The organism is Saccharibacter sp. EH611, assembly GCF_009834765.1.
GTDB lineage: Bacteria > Pseudomonadota > Alphaproteobacteria > Acetobacterales > Acetobacteraceae > Saccharibacter.
In genome coordinates this window covers 99763-117608 of sequence record NZ_WVHP01000001.1, presented here as the reverse complement: position 1 = coordinate 117608, position 17846 = coordinate 99763, and the positions used below count along the sequence as shown (strand labels likewise).

The following is a 17846-nucleotide window of genomic DNA, read 5'->3' as shown; positions in this document are numbered from 1 at the left end:
TTTCATGAAAGGACGGGGAGATGGCTTCTGCCGCTGAACAGTTAGCCGGCAACCTCAGTATGAGTTCGTTTTCTAAGGCAACTGAACTTAAAAAGCGTATTTTATTCACACTTGGGGTGCTGATCGTTTACCGACTGGGAACCTTTATTCCGGTACCTGGTATTGATGCGACTGTTTTAGGGCAGATCGCGTCTCAGCAACAAAACGGCATTCTTGGAATGTTTGATATGTTTACAGGTGGTGCGCTTGGTCGCATGACGCTGTTTGCATTGAACATTATGCCGTATATCAGTGCGTCCATTATTATCCAGCTTCTTTCGACAGCTCTACCTTCTATGGAAGCTATGAAGAAAGAAGGGGAAAGCGGGCGCAAGAAACTTAACCAGTATACGCGTTATCTAACGGTCTTCATTGCGATCATACAAGCTTATGGTTTTGCGATGGGCTTGGAGAGTTTACGCTCCCAGAGCGGGGCGAGTGCGGTGATTTCTCCTGGTATTATGTTCATTATCCCTTATGTCGTCATGTTGGTGACGGGGACAATGTTCTTAATGTGGCTTGGAGAGCAGATCACGTCGCGCGGGCTAGGTAATGGCATTTCACTGATTATTTTTTCAGGTATTGTTGCTAATTTGCCTCATGCGATGGGTAGCTTGTTTGAGCTAGGCCGCACAGGAGCACTTTCGCCGTTTTTTGTCGCGGTTTTCTTAGTGCTGGCCCTCGCTGTTATCATCTTTATTGTGTTTATGGAGCAGGCGCAGCGTCGTGTCGTTGTCCAGTATCCTAAACGGCAGGTGGGTAACCGCATCTATGGTGGTGACTCAACGCATATGCCACTGAAGGTGAATACAGCTGGTGTCATTCCGCCTATTTTTGCGTCTTCTGTTTTGTTGATTCCGACCACATTGGCTGGTTTCATGCATAATCACGGCGGCATTTTGGGACGGATGAGCCAATGGCTTTCACAAGGGCAGCCACTCTATATGGCATTTTATGCCGCGATGATTGTGTTTTTCTCGTATTTCTACGCTGCTGTGAGTTTTAACCCAGAGGAAACAGCGGAGAATCTACGGAAACAGGGTGGTTTTATTCCCGGCATTCGTCCTGGTGCCAATACAGCAACCTATTTTGATCGAATCCTCTCGCGTCTGACGACGATTGGTGCGGCTTACATGGTGTTGGTGTGCTTGTTGCCGCAATTTTTGATCAATCATTATAACGTTCCTTTCTATTTTGGCGGAACCAGTTTGATCATTATTGTATCGGTTACGATTGATACGGTAACGCAGGCACAATCTCACCTTGTTGCTCACCAATACCAGGGGCTTATGCGTAAGCAGCGTGGGCGTGGTGGTCGTTCCAGAGAAAAAGGAATGCAACGGTGAATATTATTCTTCTTGGTCCTCCGGGAGCAGGCAAGGGTACGCAAGCGAAGCGTTTAGAAGCTGCCTATGGGGTGAAGCAGATCTCTACAGGAGATATGCTTCGTGCTGAGGTTGCTGCTGAGACACCTATTGGTCTTCAGGCACGTGAGTTAATGGAGAAGGGGCAGTTTGTTCCTGATCCAATCATGGTGCAAATGATTGAAAACCGGATAGCAGAGCCTGATTGTTCGCAAGGATTTATTCTGGATGGGTTCCCCCGGACAGAAAGTCAGGCCGTAGCTCTGGATTCTATGCTGGAGCACAAAGGTTTAAAGATTAATGCGGTTATTTTGCTCGATGTGGCAGAAGAAGCATTGGTTCGTCGTCTAGCGGAACGGGTTGGGGAGGACGGTTCACGTCGCCCTGATGATCGTCCAGAGGTTGTCCGTTCTCGTCTGGAGGTTTATCGCGCTCAGACGGCCCCTATTCTGCCTTATTATGAGCAGAATGGACGTTTGAAGCGTATCGATGGTATGCAGACTGTTGAAAATGTTGCTAAGAAGATAGATGATATTCTTGCAACTGCTTGATAGCTCTGGATATTGAGTGTGATCACGAAAAAGTGATCGGTATTGTTTGACTTGTGCGGCTGGGGGGTATATCTCGCCCAGCACGTAGTAGATACGGCTCTAAAAGCCGGAATCGTTTTGCAGAGGATAAAGTGACCTCACAAGGGTTCATTAGTCCTTAGTCGAACAGAGATTTTTTTGGGGACGCGGTGAAGGCGCCGCGTTGATGGGAGAATTAGCGTGGCACGTATTGCCGGCGTAAACATTCCGACCAACAAGCGGGTGGTCATTGGTCTGCGCTATGTTTATGGCATTGGCCCAACAAGTGCACAGGCAATCTGTGCAAAGCTGGGCATTGCTGATGCAAAGCGCGTGAACGAACTCTCTGACGATGAGATCGTCAAGATTCGTGAATTGATTGATAGTGAGTATCGGGTTGAGGGTGATCTTCGTCGTGAAAAAGCGATGAACATCAAACGCCTGATGGATTTGGGTTGCTATCGCGGTCTGCGCCATCGTCGTAGTCTGCCGGTACGTGGTCAGCGGACGCATACGAATGCCCGTACCCGTAAGGGTAAGGCTGTGGCCATTGCCGGTAAGAAGAAGTAAGATAGCGTAACTTCTTTCGAGCTTTAGCGAATTTAGTAGGACAAGCAAATTATGGCCAAGGCTGCCGCACCGCGTATTCGTAAGAAGGAGCGCAAAAACATCATTTCTGGTGTTGCGCACGTTCTTTCGACCTTCAATAACACCATGATTACCATTGCCGATGCACAGGGTAATGCGATTTCTTGGTCTTCCTCAGGGGCTCAGGGCTTTAAGGGCTCACGTAAGTCCACACCATATGCCGCTCAGGTGGCAGCTGAGGAAGCCGGTCGTAAGGCTCGTGAGCATGGGATGGAAACTCTGGAGATTGAAGTCTCCGGTCCGGGGTCAGGTCGTGAAAGTGCTCTGCGTGCTTTGCAAGCAGTTGGTTTTACGATCACCTCGATTCGTGACATGACGCCGGTTCCTCATAACGGGTGCCGTCCGCGTAAGCGTCGTCGCGTTTAATCAGTCCATGTGGTTGCCCGGGAGCATTGGGCAACCACATAAACTGGGAAAGTTTTTACCGCACGATTCTGTGCGGGCCTGGCGCCGCCATTTTTCGTGGCGGGCTTCGTTGTTTGAAAGGCCATGACCTTGGTTCTCCAGAAAAACTGGCAGTCCCTCATCAAACCGGAGAAGCTTGAAGTCGAGCCTGGCCCGGTTCCTTCGCGCATTGCGACGATCGTGGCTGAGCCGCTTGAGCGTGGTTTCGGTCTCACGGTGGGTAACGCTCTGCGTCGTGTTCTTCTCTCCTCTCTTCAGGGTGCCGCAGTAACGGCAATCCAGATTGATGGGGTTCTGCATGAGTTCTCGTCCGTCGCAGGAGTGCGTGAGGACGTTACGGACATCGTGCTGAATGTGAAGCAGCTGGCGCTGCGTATGCATGGTGAAGGGCCGAAGCGCATGATCCTCACGGCTACAGGGCCGGGTGAGGTGACTGCAGGGCAAATTCAGACAGGTCATGACATTGAAGTGATGAATCCTGATCTGGTGATCTGCACCCTTGATGATGATGTCAAGCTTGGTATGGAATTCACCGTCAATATGGGTAAGGGGTATGTTCCGGCCACTGCAAATCGTCCGGATGATGCTCCTATTGGTCTGATCCCCATTGACGCGATTTATTCCCCGGTTCAGCGTGTTTCTTATAAAGTCGAGCCAACCCGTGTTGGGCAGGTGACAGACTATGATAAACTTCTGCTGACAGTGGAAACAAATGGTGTCGTAACACCAGAAGACAGCTTGGCTTTGGCTGCGCGTGTTCTTCAGGATCAGCTCCAACTCTTCATTAACTTCGATGAGCCTCGTCCGGTTCAAAATGAAGAGCCTCAGGATGACCTGCCGTTTAGCCGTCATCTGCTGCGTAAAGTGGATGAACTTGAGCTTTCAGTACGAAGTGCAAACTGCTTGAAGAACGACAATATTGTCTATATTGGCGATCTCGTGCAGAAGAGCGAGCAGGAAATGCTGCGGACTCCGAACTTCGGTCGTAAGTCGCTGAATGAGATCAAAGAAGTGCTCACAGGCATGGGGCTTTCGCTGGGAATGAATGTTCCAGCTTGGCCGCCAGAGAGCATTGAGGATCTGGCCCGGCGTCTCGACGAGACATTCTAATAGGCCTTGGCTGGGAAGCTTTGGGTAAAGATTAGGGAAAGAAAATGCGTCATAATCTGGGCGGGCGTAAGCTCGGTGTTACTTCTACTCATCGTGCAGCGATGTTCCGCAACATGGCTGTGGCTTTGATTAAGCATGAGCAGATCACAACAACGCTACCAAAGGCGAAGGAACTTCGCCCGGTTGCAGAAAAGTTGATCACTCTTGGCAAGCGCGGCACGCTGCATGCACGTCGTCAAGCTTTTGCTCAACTGCGTGATGAAGCCATTGTCTCTAAGCTGTTTGCTGCTTTGAGCAAGCGCTATGAGAGCCGCAATGGTGGTTATACACGTGTGCTGAAAGCTGGTGTGCGTTATGGTGATAATGCAGACATGGCTGTGATTGAGTTTGTGGATCGCGACCTCGAAGCAAAGGGCAAGGACAGTGGGCCTGCTCAGAATGCTGAAGGTCAGCAGGAAGCTGCTTGAGATTTCTCTCCAAAGAGAGAATAAGAAGAGGGTCGGCGCGTTAGTGTGCCGGCCCTTTTTGTTTATCTATAAAGGAAAGGCGAGAAATAATGCTTGGTTGTCTTAAAGAGAAAATGTGTCCTTGGTCGAAAGAAGCGAAAAGCTTAGTTGAGGAGCTGGTGGCTGACCATCCATGGTTATGGTTGGGTGCTGCTGTTCTGTTTGGTCTTCGGGTGGGTCGTAAAGGATTGCTCGGGTGCTGTAAGAAAAAGAAATGCTAAGCTAGAGTTGTATTATCCATAAAAGTTGTTGGGTACTCTTGAGGCAGATAGGCGCTGTGCCCGCATATGAAACGTATTAGAGTAGATATTAGTGCGGGCCGGTGCCATTCTGGCTTGTCAGATTAAACGTGTTTGTTTGGAGTTCCCTGACCTGAAATGTAAAGAGTTACATTTTCCCAAAGTTATTGAGTTCCCCCGCTGTATGAGGGCGGGGGTGGTATGACGATATTAGTTTTTATCTTTCTGAATAAAGCTTGGTAAAAATGGATTATCGGTTTGTAGGGCGTTTTTAGTTGGCAGTTCGTGAGAGCTCCATCCGCCTCCAAGGTCTGTGATCAAACGAATCTCTGAGAGAAAGCGCTGCTGTTGGACTTGGAGTTTATTTTGCTCATATTGTAGCGCTGTTTGTTGAGCGGTGATGACGGTTGTATAGATTTGTGTGCCGGCTAAATATTCATTCATCGAGACGCGAACGGCTTCTTCAGCACTTGAGACGGCCCCGCCTTGATAGCGATAAACATCGCTGAGATAGCGCAAATTAGACAGCTGATCTTCTGTGTCTTGTAGGGCACTCAAAACCGTTTGCCGATAGGTGGCAACCGCGTTGTCATAATCGGCTTCAGCTTCACGTACAGCGGCTGTACGAGCTCCTCCTTGGAAGATCGTCTCTGTGGCTGCAGCACCAAGAGACCATGCACGCGTTGCACTTTGAATGAGTTGTTGGAGGGGGTTCCCGCTATAGCCGTAGCTCGCACTTAAGTTAAATTGAGGGTAGAAGGCGCCGATGCGATAGCCAATTTCAGCATTGTAGCTTTCCATTTGTCGTTCAGCTTGAGCAATGTCCGGTCGTCTTTCCAGCAGTTCACTCGGCAGCATGGTTGGAGCAGGTGGGACGGTACGGCCCAACTCACCATCAGGAATGCTCAGTGCAGCTGGGGGCTTGCCCGTTAATACAGCAATGGCGTGTTCATATTGTGCGCGGGCAACATGGGCATTCGAGAGGCTCGCCTGAGTGGATTGGAGCTGATAGCGTGCTTGAAGAACGCTGGTAGGGTCTGCAACACCCGCTTCTAACTGATTGGTGAGAATGGTGAGGTTATGACTATAGAGGCCAACATTGCGTTGATAGAGGTGGATAAGGCTGTCTTGATAGCGCAGGTTGATATAGTCAGTCGCGAGTTCTAGCTGATATGAGAGACGCATATTTGCTATTAAAGCCGCGCTGGCTTGTGAGGCAGTGACCTGTTGTTGGACTTGGCGTCGGATCATACCCCATACATCAACGGTCCAATTCGCGGACGGGCCGGTTGTCCAAGTATTGGTAACATTGGTGATGGAGTGGCTGCCACCGTCAATTCCGTCTGGGACAGTAGCCCCTTGTGAATTGCGATTAAAGGTGAATTTCCCGTTCAAGGTTGGGAAGAGATTGGCACGGATGGAGTCAATGAGTGTGCGTGCTTTGCGATATTGCGCTTCGTATTCTTTCAAGCCCTGATTGGAACGGTCGACTTCTTCTTCAAGTTGGTTGAGGAGTGGGTCATTGAAAATCCGCCACCAATCCCCTTTAGGAAGCGTGCTCATAGAAGGGTGAGCTTTTTGCCAGCCTGCAGGTGGTGGTGCTTCTTTAAAACGATCGGAGATAATCGCTTTGGGGCGATGGTAATGAGGCCCCACCATGCAACCACCTAGGAGGGAGAACATCGCCGGAGAGAGTAGAAGAGAGGTGCGGAAAGACGTCAGGTGGCGCATAGGAAAAGGCGGCTCCAATCAGGACACAGTCAGTGTGATGATGAAAGAGGAAAGCGATTTCGGCAATGGCGAAACCAGCTGCCGAGACGGTCTAAGTAAAGATAAACGACCGGTGTCGTGTAAAGTGTGAGGAGTTGGCTGAGGCACAACCCTCCTAAAATAGAGACCCCAAGGGGATGACGCATCTCGCTCCCATATCCATGGCCAATCATGAGAGGGACAGCGCCCAAGGCAGCGGCCATGGAGGTCATGAGGATAGGGCGGAACCGGAGCTCACTTGCTTTGATGATGGCCTCATGGGGGCTTAATCCGTTGCGTTGAGCGGCGACAGCAAAATCAATCAGCATAATAGCGTTCTTTTTCACAATGCCGATCAAGAGAATGACGCCAATCAAGGTGAGGAGGGAGAAGGGCTCTCCCAGTAAGGCGACGGACAAGAGCGCGCCAACACCGGCAGAAGGTAACGTGGACAAAATCGTAATGGGATGGATGAGGCTTTCATATAGAATCCCTAAGACGATATAGACGACGGCCAAAGCCGCTGCGATAAGCAGAGGCTCTTGATTGACGGATTTTTTAAGGGTCGCGGCACTTCCGGCAAAGCTACCTTGGATGGTGCGTGGGAGATGAAGCGAGACAATGGCACTTTGTATGGCCGTCATCGCGGGGCCTAAAGCCGCTCCCGGTGCGAGATTGAAGGAAATCGTTGTGGCGACAAACTGCCCTTGATGATTCACCGCAAGAGGTTCGTTAACTTCCTTGAGCTCTCCAAGTTGCCTTAATGGCACGAGTGTTTCCCGCTGCGTTGTAACGGCAGCCCCGCTGGAGGCAGACTTTCCGCCGGCAAGAGCATTGGCCATCGCGTTTTGGTAGGAGAGCTGGCTTTGTGACAAGGTCGTGGGGACTGGGCCATTTTGACGCACCCGAATATTGTTGGATGCATATCCCCCATGAGCCGTTCCTCCTGAAACGCTCACCCACATTTGTTTCAGGAAGGAAGGATTTTCCCAAAAACGAGGGGCTGTCTCGACAATAACGCGATATTGATTGAGCGGCCCATAAATAACGGATGCCGAGCGCTGCCCGAAAGCGTCATAGAGGGCGTTGCTGATAAGCTGCGGTGTGACATTGTAGCGGGCTTCTATGTCACGATCGATGAATAACGTGATGCCGCGCCCATTTTGTTCCACATCGGAAGAGACATCACGGATCATGGGGAGGTGGGACAGGGCGCTGACGAGGCGCGGCGTCCAGGCGTAGAGTTCCTCAGCAGAGTTGCCTTGCAGCGTATATTGGTACGCTCCATCAGTGGATCGGGCACCGCCACCTATGAGGCTGGGCAGGCGGAGCCGTAACGTTAGGCCACTATTATGGCGGAAGAGATGGCTGAGGCGCGCAATCGTATCGGCAACAGAATCGTGCCGTTCGCTGCGTGGTTTCAGTGTGATGAAGCAATTTACGGAGTTAGAGGAACGCTTGCCCAATCCGCCAATGACACTCTCTACATCAGGATCTCGCGCGAGCAACTTCTCGGCCTGACGGGTCATGTTTTGGAGGGCGTGAAAGGAAATAGATTGGTCTGCCACAAGACGTCCCATGAGCATGCCTTGATCTTCTTGAGGGAAGAGCTCTTTTGGAAGAACTATGAAAAGATAGGCTGCAAGAGCGATAGTGAGGGGCAGGGAGAGAATAATTAATCGCGGGTGGCGTACTGCGCGATGCAGGCTGCGTGAATAGCCGGTGGTCAACAGATGGAGGCCACGGTCTAGCCCATTGTTGACCGCAGCCCAAAAGCGCGATGGGGACGCTGTCTTCTCCTCTGGAAGACGCACAAGCTGGGCGCTGAGCATGGGGGTGAGGCTGAGTGAGAGAAAAAGCGAGACGAGGAGAGCACAGACCATCGTCATCGCGAATTCATGAAAGAATTGTCCGGCGATCCCTTCCATCAGAAAGATCGGTGCAAAGACGACGATGAGCGAGAGGGTGATGGAAATGACCGTGAATGTGACCTCATCCGTTCCTAAAATAGCGGCGTCTCGTGGAGAATGCCCCATCTCCAGATAGCGGGTGATATTTTCAAGCACCACAATGGCATCATCTACGACAAAACCCGTTACGATGGTGAGGGCCATGAGGGACATTGTATCAAGCTGGTAGTTGAAAAGACGCATCAGCCCGAAGGTTGTGACGATGGACACCGGCACGACGATGGCCGGGATTAAAACGGTGGTCGGCCGGCGTAGGAAGAGCAACACCACGATGACGACGAGCAAAACCGAGAGGATGAGCGTGAGCTGTGTATCAGCCAGTGAGGCACGGATCATCGTGGAGCGGTCAAGGCGGAGGTCGAGCTGCGTGTTGCCGGGAAGAGCGCTGCGGATTTTGGGCAGGTTGGCTTTTAGTCCGTCCGTGGTCTTAATAACATTGGCCCCGCTTTGGGGATAGACGGTGCAGATGATGTCTGCTTGACCGTTAACGAAACCAGATTGGCGGAGGTCTTCAGCCCCGTCTACAACATCGGCCACATCAGAAAGACGCACAGGTTGGGCATTGCGATAGGCGATGATGAGATCGCGATAGGCGCGGGCCCCTGTGGCTTGGTCATTGGTGGCCAAGATCATTCGTTTGCCATTGATCTGGAGGAAGCCTTTGGGGGTATGGGCATTCGCAGAGGCGAGGGCGGCCCGAATATCTTCAAAACCAATGCCATAATGAAAAAGACGAAGAGGGTTGAGTTCAACCCGGACAGCCGGCAAAGCACTTCCCTTGAGGTCGACATTGCCTACGCCTGCAACCTGCCCAAGGCCGGGAGTAATGACGTTACTGGCAAAATCAAAGAGCTGTTGAGGCGTGCGCGTGGATGAGGTCAGCGTCAGCACCATAATCGGTGGGCCATTCGAGTTGGCCTTCATATAGCTTGGATCGCTGCGCAATGTTGTGGGGAGATCTTGCCGTGCGGCGCGAAGTGAGGACTGCACATCACGGGCGGCGCCATTAATATCGCGTGAAAGGTCAAATTGCAGCAAAATACGTGTTTGGTTGACGGTTGACTGCGATGTGATCTCGCGAATACCGGCAATAGCCCCGAGATGACGCTCAAGCGGTTCCGCGGTGGTGCTGGCGATTTCAGAGGGAGAGGCTCCCGGTTGATTAGCCGTCACCATGATGACGGGATAATCAACATTGGGGAGGTCCGACACGGGAAGTTGCGTGTAACCCAAAAGCCCTGCGAGGAAGAGAGCCAACGCCATAAGTGTTGTGCCAACGGGGCGATCAACAAAGAGGCGTGCGAGTGTCATGGTCGGTGAGAAGGGGCCGTGGAGGGGCGGCGTTGGCCCCATGAGCGCAGGGTTTGGGCGCAGCGCTCCATGAAGAGATAAATCACCGGCGTGGTAAAGAGGGTGAGGAGCTGGGACAGAAGAAGCCCAAAGACAATCGAAACGCCAAGCGGACGCCGCAATTCTGCCCCTGTACCATGGCTTAAGACGAGTGGAAGAGCCCCAAAGAGAGCGGCTAAGGTCGTCATGAGGATAGGGCGGAAGCGTAGCAAAGCAGCCCGTCGGATAGCGTCAATAGGAGCAAGACCGTCTTGACGTTCGGCACTGAGGGAGAAGTCGATCATCATAATCGCGTTCTTTTTGACGATACCGATCAGCAGAACAATGCCGATGATCCCCATAATATCCAGCGACATCCCAAAGGCGTATAGTCCTAAGAGCGCTCCAATGGCTGCGGAAGGTAGCGTGGATAGGATCGTAACGGGATGGATGAAGCTTTCATACAAAATCCCCAACACGATATAAACGGCGACCAAAGCCGCGACGACAAGCCCGAGCTCATTGCCCAAAGAGTTCTTGAAAGCCGCAGCCGTTCCTTGGAAGGCCGTTTGGAAAGAGCCAGGAAGGCCAATTTTATCGCGGATACGTTCAATCGCTGAGGTGGCCTCTCCCAGAGCATGTCCTTGGCGCACATTGAAAGAGATCGTCGTGGCGGGAAATTGGCCGTAATGGGTAATGAGCAGTGGAGACAATGTGCGTGAGAGCTGCGTGACCTGTGAGAGTGGGACAAGCCCGGAGGTTGGTTGCCGCGCTGGCCCTGTTGTGCTGCCTCCTGCAGCCGAGGAAATGCCAGGGAGATAAAGTTGAGAGAGGCTTTTTTGGCTGGTTTGAAAAACAGGGTCGGCTTCTAAAATAACGCGATATTGGTTGGATTGTGTGTAAATGGTCGAGACTTGGCGCTGTCCAAAACTGTCATAGAGTAGATTATCAACCGTTTGAGGCGTGATGGAATAGCGGGCGCCATTGGTGCGGTCTAGCGTGATCATCGCTGTCAGGCCATCCGATTGAAGGTCGGACGTCACACCATCAATGGAGGGTTCCTTCTGCAGGGCGGCCATAAATTTTGGCACCCAGATGCTGAATTCGTCATAATCTGGCGTTTCCAGCATAAACTGATAGTGCATGGCAGAAACGGTGGAATCTAAAGAGAGATCCTGCACGGGTTGGGTATAAAGCTGCGTATCAACAATCTCGTGGCTTTCGGCTGAGAGGCGCTGAAGAATGGTGTGTAGGTCGCTGCTGCGTTCTTCTTTGGGTTTTAGGTTGATGAGGAAGCGGCCCACATTAAGCGTCATGTTCTGCCCATCGACACCAACAAAAGAGGATAGGCTGACGACGTCTGGATCTTGTAAGAGACGGCGACCCAAAGCGGCTTGGCGCTCCTTCATGGCGTCAAAAGAAATATTGGGGCTCATGGACGAGATGCCCTGAATGACGCCTGTATCTTGTTCAGGAAAGAAGCCTTTAGGGATTTCCCATGCCAGAAAAGCTGTGAATAGAACGGTGCCAAGCGTGACGATGAGGGTCAGGGGCTGGTGGCGCAGCACAACGTCTAACGCACGGCCATAGCGCTCAATGAGCGCATTCATAAAACGATTAACGTAAGCGGCGAAACGCTCAAGGCGGCTTGGATGATCCGTCGTTTTTTGCTCGCTGAGCATCCGGGCGCACATCATGGGCACAAGCGTGATGGACACGATGGCCGAAAGCATGATCGTCACTGCGAGTGTCATGGCGAATTCGTGGAACAAGCGACCCACGACATCGCTCATAAAGAGCAGTGGGATGAGCACCGCGATTAAAGAGACGGTGAGAGAGATAATCGTAAAGCCGATTTCTTGTGCGCCTTTCAGAGCGGCGGTGCGTCGGTCATCGCCTGCTTCTACAAAGCGCGCGATATTTTCAATCACGACAATTGCATCATCCACGACAAAGCCGGAAGCGATGGTCAGAGACATGAGCGAGAGATTATCCAGCGAAAAGCCCAGCATATACATCGCGGCTAATGTGCCAATGAGCGAGAGCGGGACTGAAAGGCCGGGGATAATGGTTGCGGGGATATTGCACAGGAAAAGGAAGATCACCCCCACCACGAGCAGCATGGCCAGCACGAGCTCAAAGCCGACATCGTCAACAGAGGCACGGATAGTCGTGGTGCGGTCTGTTAACGGTGTAATATCAATTCCCGGTGGAAGATCTTGGCGTAAACGCGGTAGAATGGCGCGTACATTATCGGCAACTGAGATCACATTCGCACCGGGTTGCCGTTGCACATTGAGGATGAGCGCTGGCGTGCGATTAGCCCAAGCCGCGAGCTGGGCATTTTCAGCGCCTTCAACGACTTGCCCGACATCGCGCAGGCGTATAGGGCCATTATTTTGGTAGGCAATGACTTGGTTCATCAACTGATCAACGGACTTAATCTGTCCATCAATTCGCAGAGATGTAGCATGTTGAGGGCCGTCAAAAGTCCCCGTGGGGGAGTTGACGTTGATGGTGCCGATAATGGTGCGAACCGTATCAAGAGCAATCCCGTATGAGGTGAGTTTGGGAATGTTGATCTGGATACGATAGGCCTTACGGTTTCCCCCTGATAATGTGACGAGGCCCACGCCGGATATTTGGCTAATTTTCTGTTCAAGGCGCGTATTAACGTAATCTTCCACTTCTGTAAGTGGCAGCGTTTTGGAGGTTATCCCAAGCGTTAATACGGGTGTGTCTGCTGGGTTAACCTTGGCATAGATGGGCGGCGCGGGCAGATCGCTGGGCAAGAGAGAGCCTGCGTTGTTAATGGCCGCCTGAACCTCTTGCTCGGCAATGTCCATCTTCATATCCAGCCCAAAGCGTAGCGTGATGACTGACGCCCCGCCGGAGGATTGAGAGGTCATCTGATCGAGCCCCGCCATCTGCCCAAGCTGTGTCTCAAGCGGAGCCGTGACGGATGTACCCATGACATCAGGGCTCGCACCCGGATAGAAGGTGGAGACCGTAATGGTTGGGTATTCGACCTGTGGGAGCGCTGAAATTGGGAGGAAATGGTAGCCCAATAGCCCTGCGAGCAGGAGAGCAACCATCAGTAGGCTGGTCGCAACAGGACGCTCAATGAAGAGGCGGGAGGGATTCACGCGGCAGAACCTTCAGACAGCAAGGGCATCAATAATAAAAAGCGAAGTAAATACATTAAGGGGCGGCCTGCCCCTCTGTGGGGGCGCTGCTTGGGGCGATAAAAACTTTACTCCCGGGGCGGAGATGATTGATCCCATCGGTAACGACTTTTTCACCTTCCTGAAGGCCAGATTGAATGACGGTATCGGTATCGTTGCTATAACCGGTTTTGACCGTACGGATTGAGACCGTCATGTCCTTGCCTACAATGTAGAGAAACGCCCCATCAGGGCCTGTTTGAACAGCACTTCCAGGGACGATGAGCGCCTGCTGGAGGGTTTGCACGAGAAGATGGGCATTCACAAATTCATTCGGGAAAAGACGTTCATCCTCGTTGGCGAAAATACCGCGTAGGCGAACGGTTCCTGTTGCCGTATCAATTTGGCTATCCAGAGCTTTAACGGTTCCCGAGGCGAGCTTTTGTGAGTTGTCGCTATTCCACGCTTCGACGGGGAGGCTTTCGTGCGTTCTGAGCTGTTTTTGCACACTGGGCAAGTCATTCTGCGGCAAGGTAAAGATGACAGAGATAGGCTGCATCTGCGTGAGGGTCGTTAAGCCGCCTGACTGCCCAACAGTCACATAATTTCCCGCATCAAGAGCACGAATACCGACACGCCCATCAACAGGGGCGATGATATGACAGTACATCACGTTAAGTTCAGCATTGCGGACATTGGCTTCATCGACTTTGACCTGTCCCTCAAGTTGCTGGACGGTAAATTCTTGGTCTCGCGCTGTCATGGCGGCAACGGAGTTTTGACGAATCAGGCGTTGATAACGCGCATTATCAACGCGTGCCCGTGCGAGTTGTGCGCGGTCGGCTGTGAGTGTTCCTTCATATTGATGGAGAGAAGCCTCATAAGGACGTGGGTCAATAAGCTCGAGAATGTCACCTCGGTGAACATGCTGCCCCTCTTGGTAATAGACCGTGAGAATATGGCCATTAACCCGGGGTGTTATGGTCACATTTGTGATAGGCACGACGGTGCCAAGAAGCTGTAAAATGACAGGGACATCTTTACGATGCGCGGGCACTACAGCCACCGCTTGCGGCGCTCCTTGTGCTGAAGAGGAGTGAGCTTTTTTAGAGGAGGAGTGTGTGTAAAAAAGACGTAACCCAACAAGAAGAAGGAGTACACATCCTATAACCACCCAGACAATACGATAGCGAGAACGGGCTGGAGGATTGGTGCTCATGGGCGTTTGTCTCTTCCTCGTAAAACAGGTATGTTCCCCTATAGCGTTGAGTTTCGCAATAATTCAATTGGTGGAGAAGTTACGTGTTTTTAATACGGCCTTAAATCCTAGGATTTCGTTCGAGAAACGGTCAGTTCTTTCTCCATAGCGGCAAGTGATTTACACGCATTTTCATAAAATAATAACATGAGCTTATGATACTATCATAGAGCATAACCGTTTTTGCCTCTTGTAGTTTAGCAAGAGCAGTTTCATATCTCTTAAGTAGGTTATGTTACAGCACGTAGTCGAGCGTAGCGTGGGGAGACAGAGCTCCTGAGGTTGCGCATAATAAGGAGACAATCATGGTCGGTACAACACAAAACAAGGCAGAAGGTTTGCTTGATGAGGCCACTGGTCGTGTAAAAGACGCCGTTGGTGGTGCGACAGGTGACCTTGGGAAGCAGGTTGACGGCAAGTTTGATCAGGCTACAGGAAAAGCTCGTCAGGAATTTTCTGACTTATATGACGCGAATGAAAATGCTGTAGAAGCAGCGACATGTTTTGTGCGTGATCGGCCGCTTGTTTCTCTCCTGATTGCTTCGTTGGTTGGTTTGGTGATTGGGCGCATGGTGCTTAAGCGCTGCAAGTCCTAAAAGCGTAGGTAGCGTACACCGTAGTCCTCCATGAAAGAGGATAGTCAGCTTTTGTGAGAATAAAATGGGCTTTCGAGGCGCTTTATATCGCTTTGGAAGCCTGTTTTGTGATAGGTACGCATCCTTTATTAGTGTGTAGACGACGTCAAAAGAGGCCCGGTTGTCATTTATGGAATGGTTTTACGAACAGAATGGTCAGCAAGTCGGCCCCGTATCGCGGACTGAAGTCATCCGTTTGATTGTCCAGCGGCGCATACAGCCCCATACTCTGGTGTGGACGCCTGACTTTGGCGACCAGTGGCGTCCGGCGATCAAGGCTGGGCTTATGGTTTCTCTTTCTGGGCGGTTCCGAAATAATAATGCGGCGGAGAGTGGCGAGCAGGAGGCTCATGCGCCCGCTCTTCCTACTCTTTGGGCATGGATTTATCTGATTGTCCCGAATGGATTAGCATTGCTGATCCAATATATTGCTTACACAAAAGGCACGCTTGAGACGCCCTTGCTTCCGGTGCTGTTCGTCTATGCTATTTCCTTTATAGCACTCATGATGGATCGTCGCATTTTGCAAGCATCAGCGGTGCAACCACCTTCTGTATGGTGGTATTTTTTCTTCCCGGGTTATTTTATCATGCGCCGCGAGCGGCTTGGCCGTGGGCGGGTTCTTGCTGCGTGTGCGGTTTTGGTTTTCGCACTAAAACTGGCGGCTTCTCTTTCTTTATCATGGCCGATTTTAGACAAAATGATCCATGCGAATATGGCGCAGATGCAGCAAGGTGTTCATGCACCACAGCAACAGAAGGCTTCTCCTCAACCGCCTGCATCTTCCCAGCCACACACAGATGACGGGAAAGATCCTTCGTCGGAAAATGATACGACAATTTAGGATAATCGTTTAAAGCGTTGAGATGAGAAAAACCCATCGGCCCTTTAACGAGGCCGGTGGGTTTTTGTTTGAAGTATGGGGAACAGGGAGTGTGCTGAAGGGGAAATAACAGAGCGATAAAAATATTTTCTATCTTGACAGGCTTATTTTATAAAAAAAGGGCTTCCCTTTCGACTCGGAGTGATTCAGAAACGACTCGTGGAGTAACCGTGTCATGACGTATGACGAGTAGAGGGGCAATGATGCCAGATTACGAGCTTGAAAGAAAATATGGTGGGCTTGTTGCTGGCGTTGACGAAGTTGGCCGTGGGCCTTTGGCTGGGCCGGTCGTTGCGGCAGCTGTGGCCTTTAGACAAGCCCCATCTTCTGAGCTGTCTCTTTTACTAGATGATTCTAAAAAGCTTACGACCCGCAAGAGAGAGAAAGCGTATCAGGCGCTCTGCCAGAGCCAAGAGGCCTATTGGGCGCTGGGCGCGGCGTCGGTCGATGAAATTGACCAGATCAATATCGGCCAAGCCTGTTTTCTTGCAATGAAGCGTGCTGTTGACCGTTTAGCGCTCATTATGGGGAGGGCTCCAGACTTAGCGCTGGTTGACGGCAACCGCGCGCCTCAACTTCTTTGCCCCGTTACAACGGTGATTGGTGGAGATGGGGTCAGCCTTTCCATCGCAGCGGCCTCTGTACTGGCTAAGGTGGTGCGGGATCGGATGATGGCACGTTTGGCGATACGCTATCCGGGTTACGGTTGGGAGCGTAATGCGGGCTATGGCACGGTTGCTCATATGACAGGTCTTAAAACGGAGGGAGTAACCCTCCATCATCGGCGTGCGTTTGCTCCCATACGACGCCTGATAGAAGCAGAGGTTCGCGTAGCATGACAGCCGAAATGCCCATTAACCGGATTCTTCGCGGTGAGTGTGTGGAGGTCATGAAAGACCTGCCTGATGGAAGTGTGGACTGCGTATTTGCTGATCCGCCTTATAACCTACAGCTTCGTGGAGAGCTCCGTCGGCCTGATGAAACTGTGGTTGATGGTGTTGATGACGCGTGGGATAAATTCGCCGATTATAAAACCTACGATGATTTTACCCGTCAATGGCTGAGCGAAGCGCGGCGTGTGCTTCATAAGGATGGAACGCTTTGGGTTATCGGCTCTTATCACAATATTTTCCGGATTGGGGCGATCCTTCAGGATCTCGGCTATTGGATTTTGAACGATATTGTATGGCGGAAGTCGAACCCTATGCCTAATTTCCGTGGGCGGCGTTTTACAAATGCTCACGAGACATTAATTTGGGCCGCGCGGAGCCCGCAAAGCAAATATCGCTTTAATTATCAGGTAATGAAGGCGCTCAATGACGACCTTCAGATGCGTTCAGATTGGTATTTGCCTCTGTGCACAGGGAATGAGCGCTTGCGTAATGATCATGGGGTGAAGCTTCATCCAACACAAAAGCCGGAGAGCTTGCTCCATCGCGCCTTGTTGGCGGCAACGACGGTCGATGATGTGGTGTTGGATCCTTTCTGTGGCACAGGAACGACGCCAGCTGTCGCTAAACGTTTGGGGCGCCGTTACCTCGCGATTGAGCGTCACCCTGATTATGTACAGGCTGCAGAGAAACGTCTTGAAGAGACGCAGCGTTTACCAGCAGATCAGCTTGAAGTCACACCGGCGAAACGGGAAATGCCACGCATTCCATTCGGGTCGTTTGTGGAAAGCGGCACGTTGCCGCCTGGAACGGTGCTCCATGACCGTCAGCGCCGTTTAAAGGCGACGGTGGCGCCGGATGGTACGCTGGTCTCTGGAAAGCATCGGGGGTCTATCCATAAACTCGGGGCTCTTTTAACCCAGGCGGCATCCTGCAATGGGTGGACATTTTGGTATTTCGAGCGTGATAAAAAATGGATTCCGCTTGATACGCTCCGTCAGGAAAGTTACGCGCTTCGCCAAACAGCGTAAGAGAGGAGCGTCACAAGGTCTCTGTCGTTGGGTCTTAATACGGTGTTTTGGATATAG

General features: G+C 51.6%; 14 protein-coding genes. 10 read left to right on the top strand and 4 right to left on the bottom strand.

The annotated features are described in order from the left end of the window. Positions 1–20 precede the first annotated feature (20 nt). The 6 genes from secY to rplQ all read left to right on the top strand — a co-directional run bounded on the left by secY (position 21) and on the right by rplQ (position 4602). Entirely contained in the window at positions 21–1385 is a 1365-nt protein-coding gene (gene secY / locus GS535_RS00555) for a preprotein translocase subunit SecY (RefSeq protein ID WP_160791621.1), read from the top strand. Next, positions 1382–1954: an adenylate kinase gene (locus tag GS535_RS00550; RefSeq protein WP_018980201.1), complete on the top strand. Its 573-nt coding sequence runs from the start codon at positions 1382–1384 to the stop codon at positions 1952–1954. Before secY ends, GS535_RS00550 begins: the two co-directional genes overlap by 4 nt. Positions 1955–2173: 219 nt before the next feature. Next, entirely contained in the window at positions 2174–2542 is a 369-nt protein-coding gene (rpsM, locus tag GS535_RS00545; protein WP_160791622.1) for a 30S ribosomal protein S13, read from the top strand. Between the two features lie 51 nt (positions 2543–2593). Then, positions 2594–2986 (top strand): 30S ribosomal protein S11, encoded by a 393-nt coding sequence (gene rpsK, locus GS535_RS00540; protein WP_018980203.1) that lies wholly within the window; start codon positions 2594–2596, stop codon positions 2984–2986. 129 nt (positions 2987–3115) lie between these two features. Next, a complete protein-coding gene (locus GS535_RS00535; protein ID WP_160791729.1) occupies positions 3116–4135 on the top strand; it encodes a DNA-directed RNA polymerase subunit alpha in 1020 nt (339 codons plus the stop codon). Positions 4136–4179: 44 nt separating this feature from the next. Continuing rightward, complete coding sequence (gene rplQ, locus GS535_RS00530) at positions 4180–4602, top strand: 50S ribosomal protein L17 (protein ID WP_160791623.1); 423 nt, start codon at positions 4180–4182, stop codon at positions 4600–4602. A 488-nt stretch (positions 4603–5090) separates the two neighbouring features. On the opposite strand, the gene GS535_RS00525 is transcribed toward rplQ, so the two are convergent. From GS535_RS00525 to GS535_RS00510, 4 genes are read right to left on the bottom strand one after another with little or no spacing between them, the layout of a single operon-like run. Beyond that, entirely contained in the window at positions 5091–6611 is a 1521-nt protein-coding gene (locus tag GS535_RS00525; RefSeq protein WP_160791624.1) for an efflux transporter outer membrane subunit, read from the bottom strand. A 29-nt stretch (positions 6612–6640) separates the two neighbouring features. After that, complete coding sequence (locus GS535_RS00520; RefSeq protein WP_160791625.1) at positions 6641–9910, bottom strand: efflux RND transporter permease subunit; 3270 nt, start codon at positions 9908–9910, stop codon at positions 6641–6643. Next, complete coding sequence (locus tag GS535_RS00515; protein WP_160791626.1) at positions 9907–13074, bottom strand: efflux RND transporter permease subunit; 3168 nt, start codon at positions 13072–13074, stop codon at positions 9907–9909. The genes GS535_RS00520 and GS535_RS00515 overlap by 4 nt, the downstream gene beginning before the upstream one ends. Positions 13075–13129: 55 nt before the next feature. Then, positions 13130–14353, bottom strand: a complete 1224-nt coding sequence (locus GS535_RS00510) for an efflux RND transporter periplasmic adaptor subunit (protein WP_370518140.1) — start codon at positions 14351–14353, stop codon at positions 13130–13132. Between the two features lie 302 nt (positions 14354–14655). On the opposite strand from GS535_RS00510, the gene GS535_RS00505 reads away from it, so the two are divergent. From GS535_RS00505 to GS535_RS00490, 4 genes are all read left to right on the top strand, one after another. Then, entirely contained in the window at positions 14656–14946 is a 291-nt protein-coding gene (locus GS535_RS00505) for a CsbD family protein (protein WP_160791628.1), read from the top strand. Between the two features lie 169 nt (positions 14947–15115). Beyond that, positions 15116–15829 (top strand): DUF4339 domain-containing protein, encoded by a 714-nt coding sequence (locus tag GS535_RS00500; protein ID WP_160848156.1) that lies wholly within the window; start codon positions 15116–15118, stop codon positions 15827–15829. Between the two features lie 242 nt (positions 15830–16071). Further along, complete coding sequence (locus tag GS535_RS00495) at positions 16072–16707, top strand: ribonuclease HII (RefSeq protein WP_018980215.1); 636 nt, start codon at positions 16072–16074, stop codon at positions 16705–16707. After that, positions 16704–17789, top strand: a complete 1086-nt coding sequence (locus tag GS535_RS00490) for a site-specific DNA-methyltransferase (RefSeq protein WP_160791630.1) — start codon at positions 16704–16706, stop codon at positions 17787–17789. Before GS535_RS00495 ends, GS535_RS00490 begins: the two co-directional genes overlap by 4 nt. Positions 17790–17846 lie beyond the last annotated feature (57 nt).